The 12,872-nt window shown below is 73.8% G+C and carries 10 protein-coding genes; 3 read left to right on the top strand and 7 right to left on the bottom strand.

Annotation, left to right across the window (positions count from 1 at the left end):
- Nucleotides 1–62: 62 nt before the first annotated feature.
- The 4 genes from ACFPZN_RS40605 to mfd all read right to left on the bottom strand — a co-directional run bounded on the left by ACFPZN_RS40605 (nt 63) and on the right by mfd (nt 7,867).
- A complete protein-coding gene (locus ACFPZN_RS40605; protein WP_378287908.1) occupies nt 63–2,504 on the bottom strand; it encodes a penicillin-binding protein in 2,442 nt (813 codons plus the stop codon).
- A gap of 67 nt (nt 2,505–2,571) precedes the next feature.
- Nucleotides 2,572–3,555 carry a nucleoside triphosphate pyrophosphohydrolase gene (locus ACFPZN_RS40600; protein ID WP_378287907.1) on the bottom strand — a complete coding sequence of 328 codons (984 nt, stop codon included), beginning with the start codon at nt 3,553–3,555 and terminating at the stop codon, nt 2,572–2,574.
- A 3-nt stretch (nt 3,556–3,558) separates the two neighbouring features.
- Nucleotides 3,559–4,224: a hypothetical protein gene (locus ACFPZN_RS40595; protein WP_378287906.1), complete on the bottom strand. Its 666-nt coding sequence runs from the start codon at nt 4,222–4,224 to the stop codon at nt 3,559–3,561.
- Nucleotides 4,225–4,288: 64 nt separating this feature from the next.
- Entirely contained in the window at nt 4,289–7,867 is a 3,579-nt protein-coding gene (gene mfd / locus ACFPZN_RS40590; protein WP_378287905.1) for a transcription-repair coupling factor, read from the bottom strand.
- 217 nt (nt 7,868–8,084) lie between these two features.
- Here mfd and ACFPZN_RS40585 point away from each other — a divergent pair, with 217 nt between their 5' ends.
- Nucleotides 8,085–8,687, top strand: a complete 603-nt coding sequence (locus tag ACFPZN_RS40585) for a TetR/AcrR family transcriptional regulator (protein WP_378287904.1) — start codon at nt 8,085–8,087, stop codon at nt 8,685–8,687.
- The gene (locus tag ACFPZN_RS40580; protein WP_378287903.1) at nt 8,684–10,297 is read left to right on the top strand and encodes an MFS transporter; all 1,614 of its coding nucleotides are present in this window, start codon (nt 8,684–8,686) and stop codon (nt 10,295–10,297) included. Before ACFPZN_RS40585 ends, ACFPZN_RS40580 begins: the two co-directional genes overlap by 4 nt.
- Nucleotides 10,298–10,319: 22 nt before the next feature.
- On the opposite strand, the gene ACFPZN_RS40575 is transcribed toward ACFPZN_RS40580, so the two are convergent.
- Genes ACFPZN_RS40575 through ACFPZN_RS40565 form a run of 3 tightly spaced genes read right to left on the bottom strand, consistent with a single transcriptional unit; the run spans nt 10,320 to nt 12,027 of the window.
- Nucleotides 10,320–10,751, bottom strand: coding sequence for an FAD synthase family protein (locus ACFPZN_RS40575; RefSeq protein ID WP_378287902.1), 432 nt, complete (start codon nt 10,749–10,751; stop codon nt 10,320–10,322).
- Complete coding sequence (locus ACFPZN_RS40570; protein WP_378287901.1) at nt 10,748–11,587, bottom strand: CDP-alcohol phosphatidyltransferase family protein; 840 nt, start codon at nt 11,585–11,587, stop codon at nt 10,748–10,750. The genes ACFPZN_RS40575 and ACFPZN_RS40570 overlap by 4 nt, the downstream gene beginning before the upstream one ends.
- On the bottom strand, nt 11,584–12,027 hold the full coding sequence (locus ACFPZN_RS40565; RefSeq protein WP_378287900.1) for an FAD synthase family protein: 444 nt from the start codon (nt 12,025–12,027) through the stop codon (nt 11,584–11,586). The genes ACFPZN_RS40570 and ACFPZN_RS40565 overlap by 4 nt, the downstream gene beginning before the upstream one ends.
- Nucleotides 12,028–12,313: 286 nt before the next feature.
- Between ACFPZN_RS40565 and ACFPZN_RS40560 the strand changes: the two genes are divergently transcribed.
- Nucleotides 12,314–12,872: class I SAM-dependent methyltransferase (locus ACFPZN_RS40560; RefSeq protein ID WP_378287899.1), on the top strand; the 559-nt coding region annotated here is incomplete at its 3' end.

Genomic DNA, 12,872 nt, shown 5'->3' with positions numbered 1-12,872 from the left:
CCGACGGCCCGTACCGCCGGAGGATCTACCCTGCCGATGGACTTGTCACACAATCGCGCCGGTCATTCCCCGGGCCGCGGACCTGGGGTTATGGGCGGTACAGGCTGCGGCGTGACGGGCGGGGCCGCGGGGTCGTCGGGCCCGGCGGGCTCCTCGGGCTCCCCGCCGCCCTTGCTGGGACGCAGCGTGACGGTCCCGCCCGGCTCGACCTGGCCCGGCTCCGGGGACATCTCGGCGACGGTCCCCTCCGGGTACTCGTCGGACTCGACGCTTCCGCCGATCCGTGCCCGGAACCCGGCGGCGCGGAGCTTGGCGACGGCCTCGTCCACCTTCATGCCGCGGACGTCGGGCAGCTTGACGCGGTCCTCTCCGCTGCCCTTGCTGAAGTAGTGCGAGGGCGGCCGGTTGAAGGAGGACGCGGGGCGTCCGGCCAGCGCGCCCGTCATGCTGTCCTGCCAGATCGGCGCGGGGATGGTGGCGCCGAACACCGAGCCGTAGCAGCGGCCGTCCATGCACAGGCCGGTCATCGGGTACCGGTAGCCGCCGCGCGGGTCGCCGACCCACACGGCCGCGGCCAGGTCGGGCGTGTAGCCGGCGAACCAGGCGGCGGAGAAGTCGTCGACCGTGCCGGTCTTGCCGGCGGCGGGACGGCCCAGGCCCATCCCGCGGGCGGTGCCCTTGGTGAGGACGCCGCGCAGCACGTGGTTGACGGCGTCGGCCACGCCCCGGTCCATGACCTGCCGGCAGCGGGCGCCGGGTACCTTGAGGCGCTTCCCGGCGGCGTCGGTGATCTGCTTGATCGCGACCGGCTCGCAGTAGCGGCCGCGGGCGCCGAACGCGGCGTACGCGGCGGCCAGCCGCAGCGGCGACACCTGCGCGGCCCCGAGCGTGAACGACGGGTACTGCCCCATCCGCTTGCCGTCGGCCTGCCGCATGCCGAGCCGTTCGGCCATCTTGACGGTGTCGCAGAGGCCGACCTCGCGTTCCAGGGCGAGGAAGAAGGTGTTCACCGAGTGGTGGGTGCCGGTGACGAGGCTGAAGCTCTTGCCGCCCTCGCCGTCGGCGGAGTTGCGCAGCGCGCCGCTGCTGTTGACGGAACGGCCCGCGCAGTCCCGGAAGCCGGTCGGGGTGAAGGCGCGCGGCGCCATCAGCCGGGTGCCGAACGGCATGTCCTCCTCGAGCGCGGCGGCCAGCGTGAACGCCTTGAACGTCGACCCGGCCTGCATGCCGATGCTGGAGCCGTGGCTGGCGTCGGCGGCGAAGTTGATCCAGGTCTTGCCCCGCTCGGCGTCCGGGCCGAGCCTGCGGTCCACGACCAGGCCCTTGATCTCGCCGGTGCCGGGTTCGACCAGCGCCTCGGCGGCGGCCTTGCCGGCGGAGTTCTTGTGCGGCACGTGCCGGTCGACGGCGCGCTGCGCGGCCTTCTGGGTCTGCCGGTCGAGGGTGGTGCGGATGGTGAGGCCGCCGCGTTTCAGCAGCTTCTCGCGCTCCTTGGCGGTGGCGCCGAACGCGGGGTTGGTGAGGATCTCGCGCTGGACGTAGTCGCAGAAGAACGGCGCCGAGCTGGTGACGCAGCCGCTGCGGGTGGTGTGGATCCGCAGCCCCAGCGGGCGGCGGAGCGCGGCGTCGGCCTCGGGGCGGGTGATCCAGCCGAGCTCGGCCATCCGGTTGATCACCACGTCGCGGCGCTCCTTGGCCGCGCCGGGGCGGCGCACCGGGTCGTAGGCGTAGGGGTAGCGGATCACCCCGGCCAGCAGCGCCGCCTCGGGCAGCGTCAGCCGGGCGGCGGGTTTGGAGAAGAAGTGCCGGGAGGCGGACTCGATGCCGTACGCGCCGCCGCCGAAGTAGGCGATGTTGAGGTAGCGGGCGAAGATCTCGTCCTTGCTGAAGCGGCGCTCCATCGCGGCCGCGTACCGCAGCTCGCGCACCTTGCGGGCGGCCGAGACCTCCTTGGCCGCCAGCTGCTCCTCCTCGGACTCGGCCGTGGTGAACAGCAGGTTCTTGACGTACTGCTGGGTGAGGCCCGAGCCGCCCTGGGTGACCTCGCCGGAGCCGAGGTTGCTGACCAGGGCGCGCAGCGTGCCCTGGGAGTCGAGGGCGCCGTGCTCGTAGAACCGGCTGTCCTCGATCGCCAGGACGGCGCGGCGGAGCACCGGGGCGACCTGGTCCAGCCGCACGTCCACCCGGTTCTCGTAGAAGAACGTGGCGATGACCGTGCCGTCGGCGGCCAGGATCCGCGAGCGCTGCGGCACCCCGGCGGTGTCGAGGTCGTCGGGGTCGGTCTGGAACCAGTTGGCCGCGTCCCGGGCGCCGACGCCGGTCAGGCACGCGGTCGGCAGCGCGATCAGGGCGACCAGCACGCCGGCCAGGACGCCGAAGCCGCCCAGGCCGCGGATGGCGCGGGCCCGGTCGCCGCGGCCGGGCGGCCCGGACTCGGCCGGGCGCCACAGGCCCTTCTCGTGGACGTCTCCGTCCTCGGCGCGGTCGCGAGCCTCAGCCAGCACGCGCTCAGCGTAGACGGGCCTTACCCGACGGACCACCCATACGGCGATCTTTCGGATGCCTCCCGGCTTATCCGGCGTTCTGCTCCCTTTCCCAGGATTGAACACGATCACGGAATACCCGGGAGATCGCTCGCAATTCCGCCTCGGGGTCCAGACCCTGCTCCCGCGCTTCCTTGACCAGCGCGAAAAGCCTTTCCCCTACGGCGTTCCCGGCGGGTGCGAGATCGTCCGGAGCGCCCTCGCGGCCGGCCCGCCGCTGGAGCTGGGCGGCCAGCGACAGCGCGGGCTGCCCCATCGGCACGCCGTCCAGCGCCGAGGGCACCGCCTCGCCGCCGCCCGCCTCCGCCTTGGCCGCCCGCTCGGCCGCCTTGATCTCCTCCCAGTTGGCGTTGACCTCGTCGGCGCCGGAGACGGTCACGTCCGCGAACACGTGCGGATGCCGCCGGACCAGCTTGTCGACGATCCCGGCCGCCACGTCGTCGATGGTGAACGCGGTCTCGCCGGTCCGCTCGGAGGCCACCACCGCGTGGAAGGCCACCTGCATCAGCACGTCGCCGAGCTCCTCGCGCAGCGCGCCGTAGTCGCCCTCCTCGACGGTCTCGGCGACCTCGTAGGCCTCCTCCAGCAGGTAGCGGACGAGGGAGGCGTGGGTCTGCTCGCGGTCCCAGGGACACTCGCGGCGCAGCGTGTCCATCACCGACACCAGGTCGAGCAGCCGGGCCCCGGGCAGGTCGTAGGAGCCGTGCAGCACCTCGATCCCGAGCGGCTCGGCGACCGCGATCTCCCCGATCCGCCGCATCAGCGCCTCGTCGCCGTCGGGCGCGGCGAGCCACACGACCGGGGCGGCGCGTGCGGCGTCCACGAGCGCGCGGGCCTCGGGTTCGATCACCTCGACCGTGACACCGGCGTCCCGCGCGTAGGGCAGCAGCGGATGATCGGCGGACCCGGCCAGCACCCGGGACGCCGCGCGCAGCGTCTCCCACGCCTTCCAGGTCAGCAGGCCGGGCGCCACCCGGTGGGTGGTCGCCAGCAGGGTCAGCTCGGCGCCCATGGCTCAGCGGATGCCCGACTCGGGGGCCGACAGCCCGGTGGTCGCGGGGTTGATCACGACCCGGCGGGCGTCGAACGAGCCGAACCGCGGATTGATCGTGATCTTCATCCGCCCGGCGGTCTCGACGAGGACGCCCTCCAGCTGCTGCACCGCGGCGGCGGTCTGCGGGCTGCGCGGGTCGCCGGTGGCGCCGAAGCGCCTGGCCAGATCGTCCTCGACGGCCACCACCCGGGCCACGTCGCGGGTGTAGCGGGCGGGCAGCCCCTCGGCACGGGTCCGCGACGCGGCGCCGCCCAGCTGGTTCAGCCTGTTCACGACCTCGTCGACCCGGCCCTCGGAGACCGGGACGTTCTGCCGGCGGGAGACCTCGTCGGCGATCCGGAACCGGACCATCCAGTCGAGGGCCCGGCGCAGGTCGGTCTCCGACAGTGGCTCGGCGGCCGAGCCCTGGCCGAAGCTGCCCGGATCCGCCCGCATCCGGTTGGCGGTCGTGTCGGCGCGGAACTCGCGCTGCCAGTCGCGGACCGCCTCGTTGAGCGTGGAGACGGTGATGCGGTCGCCGTCGACGAGGGCGGCCGAGCCCACCTTCAGCGAACCCCCGCCGCAGCCCGTCAGCGCGGCGCCCGCGACCGCCGCGGCGGCCACGGCCTTCATCGTTCTACCGGACACGGTCGATCCCATCTCGTCGGCACGTCATCGATCATCAGCCCTTGATCGTCAAGGAGTCGCCAGCCTAGGCGGGCTTGGGTTCGAGGAACAGGGCCTCGACCAGGTCGGTGACCCATTTCAGCAGCTCCTGGTCGCGCAGCGGGCGGCCCCCCAGCGGCGCGGCCCCTCCCCCCTGCGAACGCCGCGGTACGGGCACCAACAGCGTCTTCACGTTCTGCTTCAGCACGCTCTTGGGGTAGAGCCGCTGCAGCCGGACCTGCCGCGAGTCGGGCAGGTCGACCGGGGCGAACTTGATGAAGTTGCCCTGGACGGTGACCTCGGTCAGCCCCGCCCGGCGCGCCTTGGCACGGAACCGGGCGACCTCCAGCAGGTTGAGCACGGGCACCGGGAGCTGGCCGAAGCGGTCCTTGAGCTCCTCGTGCACGCCGGCGATCTCGTCCTCGGCGGTGATCGCGGCGATCCTGCGGTAGGCGTCCAGGCGGAGGCGCTCCCCGGGGACGTACTCGTGCGGCAGGTGCGCGTCCACCGGCAGCTCGACCTTCGTCTCGGGCATCTCGGGGACGCCCTCGCCGCCCTCCTTGAGCTCCCGCACCGCCTCGCCGACCATCCGCACGTACAGGTCGAACCCGACCCCGGCGACGTGCCCGGACTGCTCGGCGCCCAGGATGTTCCCGGCGCCGCGGATCTCCAGGTCCTTCATCGCCACGTACATGCCCGCGCCCATCTCGGTGTGCTGGGCCAGCGTCGCGAGCCGCTCGTGCGCGGTCTCGGTCAGCGGCACCTCGGGCGGGTACAGGAAGTAGGCGTAGGCGCGCTCGCGGCCCCGGCCGACCCGGCCGCGCAGCTGGTGGAGCTGCGACAGGCCGTACATGTCGGCGCGGTCGACGATCAGCGTGTTGGCGTTGGGCACGTCCAGGCCCGACTCCACGATCGTGGTGGCGACCAGGACGTCGTAGTTCTTCTCCCAGAAGTCGACCATGACCTTCTCGAGCTCCTGCTCGTTCATCTGGCCGTGCGCGGTCGCGATCCGCGCCTCCGGGACGAGCTGCTTGAGGTTGGCGGCGACCTTGTTGATGGAGCGGACCCGGTTGTGGACGAAGAACACCTGGCCCTCGCGCAGCAGCTCGCGGCGGATGGCCGCGGCGATCTGCTTCTCCTCGTACGGCCCGACGAAGGTGAGGATCGGGTGCCGCTCCTCCGGCGGGGTGAGGATCGTGGACATCTCCCGGATGCCGGTCAGGCCCATCTCCAGCGTCCGCGGGATGGGGGTGGCCGACATCGCCAGCACGTCCACCTGCGTCCGCAGCCGCTTGAGCTCCTCCTTGTGCTCGACGCCGAAGCGCTGCTCCTCGTCGATCACCACCAGGCCGAGGTTCTTGAAGCGGGTCTGCGCGGACAGGATCCGGTGCGTGCCGACGACGACGTCGACGGCGCCGTCGGCCAGCCCGCGCACCGTCTCGTCGATCTCCCGGTCGGTCTGGAACCGGGAGATCGGCTTCACCACGACGGGGAAGGCGCCGAACCGCTCGGAGAAGGTCGACAGGTGCTGCTGGACCAGCAGGGTGGTCGGCACCAGCACCGCCACCTGCCGCCCGTCCTGGACGGCCTTGAACGCCGCCCGCACCGCGATCTCGGTCTTGCCGTAGCCGACGTCGCCGCAGATCAGCCGGTCCATCGGGACGGGCTTCTCCATGTCGCCCTTGACCTCGTCGATGGCGGCGAGCTGGTCGGGGGTCTCCACGTAGGGGAAGGCGTCCTCCAGCTCCCGCTGCCACGGCGTGTCGGGCGCGAACGGGTGGCCGGGACTGGCCATCCGGGCCGAGTAGAGCCGGATCAGCTCCCCGGCGATCTGCTTGACCGCCTTGCGCGCCCGGGACTTGGCCTTCTGCCAGTCGGCGCCGCCGAGCCGGTGCAGGCTGGGGGCCTCGCCGCCGACGTAGCGGGTGAGCTCCTCCAGCTGGTCGGTGGGCACGAACAGCCGGTCGCTCTTGGCGTACTCCAGGATCAGGTACTCGCGGGTGGCGCCCTGGACGGTGCGGCTGACCATCTCCACGTAGCGGCCCACGCCGTGCTGCTCGTGCACGACGTAGTCGCCCGCGCGCAGCCGCAGCGGGTCGACGCCGCCGCGCCGCCGGGACGGCATCCGCCGCATGTCCTTGGTGGAGGACTTCTGCCCGGACAGGTCGGCCTCGGTGAGCACGGCGAGCTTGACGCTCTCCCAGGTGAAGCCGTTCTCCAGCAGCCCGGTACTGACGTTGACCAGCGCCGGGCGGGGCGGCTGCGCCAGGTCGGTGAGGGCGGCGCCCAGGCCGCCCTCGCCGACGAGCTGGACGAGCCGTTCGGCGGGGCCGTGGCCGGGCGTGACCAGCGCGACCCGCCAGCCTTCGCCGATCCAGCGCTTGAGGTCGCCCATGACGCGGGCGGTGTCGCCCCGGTACGCCTCGGCGGGCTGCACGCCCAGGTTGAGCGCGTCCCCCTCCTGCGTCAGGGCGGTGACGGTCCAGCGGGGCAGGCCCAGCTCGGTGCTGTGCCGCCGGACGTCCTCCAGCGTGCGGAACGCGGCGGCGCCGAGGTCGATCGGGGCCTCGCCGCCCGCGGCGGCGTTCACCCAGCTGGCCTCCAGGAACTCCTGGCTGGTGCGGACCAGCTCGATCGCGCGGGTGCGGATGCGCTCGGGCTCGCACACCAGCAGCGCCGAGCCGTCCGGGAGCAGGTCGGTGAGCAGTTCCATGCTCTCGGCCAGGACGGGCGAGAACGCCTCCATGCCCTCGACGGTGTCGCCGTCGGCGATGCGGGTGAGGATCTCCTCCAGGGAGGGGTGCCGCTCGGCCAGCGCGCGGGCGCGCTCGCGCACCGCGGCGGTCAGCGGCAGCTCGCGGCACGGCGGCGCCCACAGCCCGTCCTGGGCGATCTCCAGCGACCGCTGGTCGGCGGCCTTGAAGTAGCGGATCTCCTCGACCGTGTCGCCCCAGAACTCCACCCGGAGCGGGTGCTCCTCGGTGGGCGGGAAGACGTCGAGGATGCCGCCGCGCACCGCGATCTCGCCGCGCTTCTCGACCAGGTCGACGCGGTGGTAGCCGGCCTCGACCAGGCGGTGGACGGTGTCGTCCAGGTCGGCGTCCTCGCCGCCGCGCAGCCGTACGGGCTCCAGGTCGGCCAGGCCGGACACGATCGGCTGCAGCACGGCCCGGATCGGGGTGACCACGACCTCCAGCCGCCCCGACTTGCCCGACCCCGCCTCGCCGTCGCCGCCGGAGGCGTCGGACGCGTCGGACGCCTCGGGGTGGACGAGGCGGCGCAGCACGGCCAGCCGCTGCCCGACGGTGTCGGAGCGCGGCGACAGCTTCTCGTGCGGCAGCGTCTCCCAGGCCGGGAAGTGCGCGACCCGGCCGGGGTCGAGCAGGCTGGTCAGGGCCGAGGTCAGGTCCTCGGCCTCGCGCCCGGTGGCGGTCACCGCCAGCACCGCGCCGCCGCCGTCGCGGCCGCCCTCGCCGCCGCGCTTCAGGGCGCGGCTCAGCGCGGCGGCCATGATCGGCCACACCGCCGGCGGCGCGACCACGTCGTGGTCGATCCGCCACTCCTTGAGCGCACGCTCCAGTTCAGGGCCGGAGCACGCCAGATCAACAAGTCCAGAAAGCGTCATCGTCGCCCGCAACCCATTCCCCGCCGGGCGGGCGCCGCGCCCGTCGCGCGGCATCCCGAATGACCGGTGATCTCGGCGGACCCCGGTGCCGGTACCAGACTACGCGCCCCGGACGGGCACCGGACGGCGGGTTCCGGGCGCCGTCCCGGGCGCCTCCGTGCGACAGTCATGTATCGTTTGAGACGAACTTGTCGCACAAGAAACATGGTTGATGCATATGGCCGACGAAGAGACGATCCTCGCCGCCGCGACCCGGCACCTGAACCGGGACCCGGGGGCCTCCATGGCCGACCTCGCCAAGGCGATCGGGATCAGCCGGGCGACCCTCCACCGCCATTTCGCCACCCGCGAGACGCTCCTGCACCACATCGCCGAGCGGGCCCTCGACCGCTGGGAACGGGTGCAGGACGAGGCGGAGATCGACGACGCCGCCGCGTCCGGCGACCCCGCACGGGTGGCCGCGTCCCTGCGCGCGCTGCTGCGCGGCTTCCTCCCCTTGATCGACGAGCACGGGTTCGCGCTGACCGTGCATCTGGTGGCCGCGTACCTGGCGGCCGACGTGTCCGCGCTGGAGGAGCGGAGCGAGCGGCTGGAGGAACGCGAGATCGCCCTCTACGCCGCCGCCCAGCGCGCCGGGGTCCTGCGCGCCGACCTGCCCGCCCGGTGGGTCAGCGACGCCCTGTTCGGGCTGCTGATCGGGCTGCGCGACGGCCTGGCCCGCGGGGACGTGGCGCCGCGCGACATCGAGCGCCTGCTGTTCACGACCTTCTTCGACGGCGTCGGCCCCCAGGCCGCCCCGGGATCGGAAGCGACCTCATGACCCGCCCCTCGGACCACGACCACGCCCCCGCCCCCGCCGCGCTCTCGGCGGACGGCGGGCGGGCCGATCCCGCGGCGCCGCCCGGCGCACCGCCCGGGCACCCCCGGCGGTGGGCCGGGCTGGCCGTGCTGTCGGCCAGCCTGCTGCTCATCGTGATGGACATCACGATCCTCAACGTGGCGCTGCCCGCGCTGTCGGCCGACCTGCGGCCGGACTCCGTCCAGCTGCTGTGGATCGTCGACGTGTACTCGCTGGTGGTCTCCGGGCTGCTGGTCACGGTGGCCGCGCTCGGCGACCGCTTCGGGCGGCGGCTCATGCTGGTCGCCGGATTCGCCGTGTTCGGGGTGGCCTCGGCCGCCGTCCTGCTGGCCGACGGGCCCGGCGACGTCATCGCGGTCCGGGCGCTGCTCGGCGTCGGCGGCGCGATGATCATGCCGTCCACGCTGTCGATGATCCGCCACCTGTTCACCGACCCCAGGGAGCGCGCCACCGCGCTCGGCGTCTGGGCGGCGACCGCGGCCGTCGGCTCCGCGATCGGCCCGATCGTCGGCGGCGCGCTGCTGGAGCACTTCAGCTGGCAGTCGGCGTTCCTGGTGAACGTTCCCGTCATGGTGGTCGCGATCGCCGCCGGGCTGTGGCTGCTGCCCGAGTCGCGCGCCGCCCGTCCCGGACGCTGGGACGCGGTCGGCACCGTCCTGTCGATCGCCGGCATGGTCGCGCTCGTCTACGCCATCAAGCACTTCGGCAAGGAGGGGTTCGACGACCCCGGAGCGCTGGTCGCGGCCCTGGTCGCCGCCGTGGCGCTGCCCGCCTTCGTGGTGTGGTGCCTGCGGATCCCGCACCCGATCCTGGAGATCCGGCTGTTCCGGCGGCGGGCCTTCTCCGCCGGCGCGGTCGCCGCGCTGTGCACCAGCCTGGCGGTGGCGGCCGTCCTGCTGCTGCTCGCCCAGTGGATGCAGCTGGTCGAGGGGTACGGGCCGCTGGAGGCGGGCGTCCGGCTGCTCCCCGCGGCGGTCGGCGCGGTGATCGCGTCCCCGGCCGCGCCCGCCCTGGCCGCCCGGATCGGCGCCCGCGCCGTGCTGTCCGGCGGGCTGGTGGTCAGCGCCGCCGGCTACCTGGTCATCGCGTTCGGGCCGCGGCCGCTGTCGTACGCGACGGTCGCGGTGGCGCTGCTGCTGGTCGGCGCCGGGATGGGCTCGCTCGCGATCGCCTCCGCGGTGATCATGGTGGGGGCGCCGCCGGAGAAGTCGGGCAGCGCCGCCGCCGTGGACGAGACCAGCTACGAACTGGGCGCCGCGCTCGGCGTCGCCGTCCTGGGCAGCGTCGCCGCCGCCGCCTACCGCGGCGACCTGCCGGCGTCCTGGCTGGCCGAACGCGGGGTGACCGGCGCCACCGCGGCGGAGGCCCGGGAGTCGATCGGCAACGCCATGGAGATCGCCGCGCACGCGGGCACGGCCGGGGCCGAGCTGGCCGCCCGCGCCCAGGCCGCGTTCACGACCTCGCTGGAGGGGGCGAGCCTGGCCGGCGGGGTGCTGCTGCTGGTGGCCGGGGTGCTGGTGTGGGTCCTGGCCCCGCGCGACCTGGACGTCTCCGGCTCCTCCCACCACTGAGCCCCCCGGACCGGGGGGCGGCTCAGGAGCCGGTGATGAGGCGGCGCAGGGCGGTGCTGGAGGTGTGCACCGTGTACGGGAAGTAGACCACCCGCACGCCGCGGGCACCGAGATCGGCCTCCAGCCGGTCGCCCTTCTCGGTGCCCTTCCAGTCGTCGCCCTTGAACAGCACGTCGAAGCCCAGCCGCTCCCACATGACGACCTTGTCGCTGGACACGTCGGTGACGACCTCGTCCACGCACGCCATGCTGCCGACGATCTCCAGCCGCTCGGCCAGCGGCACGATCGGCGGCCGTCCCTTGGCCTTCTCCAGCACCTCGTCGGTGACCACCCCGGCGATCAGGTGGTCGCACTCGGTCCGGGCCCGCCTCAGGATGTTGAGGTGGCCGATGTGGAACATGTCGTACGCCCCCGGCACGTACCCGACGACGGGGCGGTCGGCGGGGGCGCTCACCGCAGCACCGGCGAGCGGCCGGAGGCGGCCCGGGACCCGGCGGGCGCGGCGTCCAGCGCCCCGACCTCGCGGAACCACTTCACCGAGGCGGCCATCAGGAACAGCAGGTTGCCCAGGAAGATCAGCGCGTACAGCGGCCGGAACACCTCGGGGAACCCGAGCAGCAGGAACGCCACGCACAGCAGCCCGTAGTCGGTCGGGATCACCAGCAGCGAGCGCACCGTGGACGGGGCGGCGGCGGGCGGCGCGGGGGCGCCGGTCGCGGCGCGGTGCGCCCGCGCCAGCAGGTCCTTGAGGATCATCCCGAAGAACATCACCGCGGCCACCACGGTGAAGCCGACCGGGACCAGCAGGTAGGCGGCCCGGTCCTCCAGGCCGCCGAACCGGTACCAGGAGATCAGCACCGCCAGGTGCAGCGCGGAGATCTTGGCGCTGTCGACCATGTGGTCCAGGTACTCGCCGGACTTGGAGCCGCCGCCGCGCAGCCGGGCCAGCTGGCCGTCGGCGGCGTCGAAGGCGTACCCGACGACCAGCGCCAGGCAGACCGCGGCGCCCAGCCAGGGCGCGGGGTCGACCAGCGCGATCAGGGCGATGCCGGTGAAGGTGAACGCGGCGCTGATCGCGGTGACCAGGTTGGGCGTCAGCCCGGCGACGTACGACACCGCCGCCAGCAGCCGGCCCAGCTTCCGGTTGACGAAGCGGGAGTAGGCGGGGGCGCCCTTGGCGGTCTTCTGCGCGGACGCCAGCCGGGCCAGGGCCTCGCGGAAACCGCGGGGCGGGGCCGGGGCTGCGGCGGGCGTTTGCCCTGGGGCGGGCGCGGGGCCGGGGGCGCTCACGCGACCGACGTCCTCGGGCCCGAGCCCTGCCGGGCGCCGCCCAGCGCGCCGCGCAGCACCGGGCTGCCGGTCTCGGCCAGCCCCTCGTAGCGCACGACCCGCACGCCGGTCCCGGCCAGGCCGCGCTCGGCGACCTCGGCGGGGACGCCGTCCGGGCACCCGGTGAACACCCGGTCGAAGCCCAGCGACTCCCAGGCCGCGCGCAGGCCGGGCTCGGCCAGCACGACGACCTCGTCGACGTGCCGCACGTTCCGCACGATCTCCATCCGCTCGATCAGCGGGACGACCGGGCGCGCGCCGTGCAGCTCCTCGGCCAGCTCGTCGGTGAGCACCCCGGCCACCAGCCGGTCGCACTCCCCGCCGGCACGGCGCAGCAGGTCCAGGTGCCCGACATGGAAAAGGTCGAAGACGCCCGGCGAGTAACCGACCACGCCCTGCATGCGTTTCCCCCTGAAAGCACTGAAGGTCGACGAGCCACGTACAGCTACGGAGAAAGTAGGGATGACCTACTGAATCAGGCGTACGTTAGCAGCTCCCCCGTCACCCGACGGGCCACTTGCGGACCCCGCCCGGCCCCCGCCCGTTCCGCCGCGGTTTCCGGAAAGACCTGGCCGAGGGGCGACACGTCGCTAGCCAAGAATGGACAAATAGCGGACAGTCCGCAGTCGGACGATTACTCTGCGAGATGAGGACGCCGCAAGTACCACCCGGAAGGGAGCGGATCGAATGATCGGCTCGACCAGGGGAATCCCCCGCCGCGCGGTGGCGGCGCAGGCCAGCGAACTGCGACCGCCGCCGCTGGAGGTGGGCGACCTGTTCTCCGGGCGGGCCCGGCAGTACGCCTGCGAGCGGCCGCTGCAGCGGATCCACGTGCTGGAGGCCGGCTGCGGCTGGGGCCGCGGTCTCGACCTGGGCGGCCGCGAGCACCAGACCACCGGCGTCGACCTCGACGCCCCCGCGCTGCGCGCCCACACCCGCGCCCGCGGCGACCTGGACGGCTGGCACCTGGGCGACCTGCGCACCGTCCCGATGCCGCCGCGCGCCTACGACATCGTGCACGCCCCGTTCCTGATCGAGCGGGTGCCGCACGCCGAGCTGGTGCTCGACCGGTTCGTGGCCGCGCTCAAGCCCGGCGGGCTGCTGCTGGTGCGGCTGCGCGACCGCGACAGCGCCTTCGGGTTCCTGGAGCGCCGGCTGCCGCGCCGGATGCGCGAGCGGCTGTGGCGCGGCCTGGCCCGCCGCGAGGCCGCGCGGCCGGATCCGGCCGCGGGCCACGCCCCCGCCG

The organism is Actinomadura rugatobispora (genome assembly GCF_042656285.1).
Lineage (GTDB): Bacteria > Actinomycetota > Actinomycetes > Streptosporangiales > Streptosporangiaceae > Spirillospora > Spirillospora rugatobispora.
The sequence above is the reverse complement of the archived record's forward strand: the minus strand, read 5'-3'. Positions and strand labels throughout refer to the sequence as shown.

Coding starts and splice junctions, on each gene's coding strand:
- ACFPZN_RS40600 (WP_378287907.1), bottom strand. CDS start 3,555: ATGGGCGCCGAGCTGACCCTGCTGGCGACCACCCACCGGGTGGCGCCC.
- mfd (WP_378287905.1), bottom strand. CDS start 7,867: ATGACGCTTTCTGGACTTGTTGATCTGGCGTGCTCCGGCCCTGAACTG.
- ACFPZN_RS40585 (WP_378287904.1), top strand. CDS start 8,085: ATGGCCGACGAAGAGACGATCCTCGCCGCCGCGACCCGGCACCTGAAC.
- ACFPZN_RS40580 (WP_378287903.1), top strand. CDS start 8,684: ATGACCCGCCCCTCGGACCACGACCACGCCCCCGCCCCCGCCGCGCTC.
- ACFPZN_RS40565 (WP_378287900.1), bottom strand. CDS start 12,027: ATGCAGGGCGTGGTCGGTTACTCGCCGGGCGTCTTCGACCTTTTCCAT.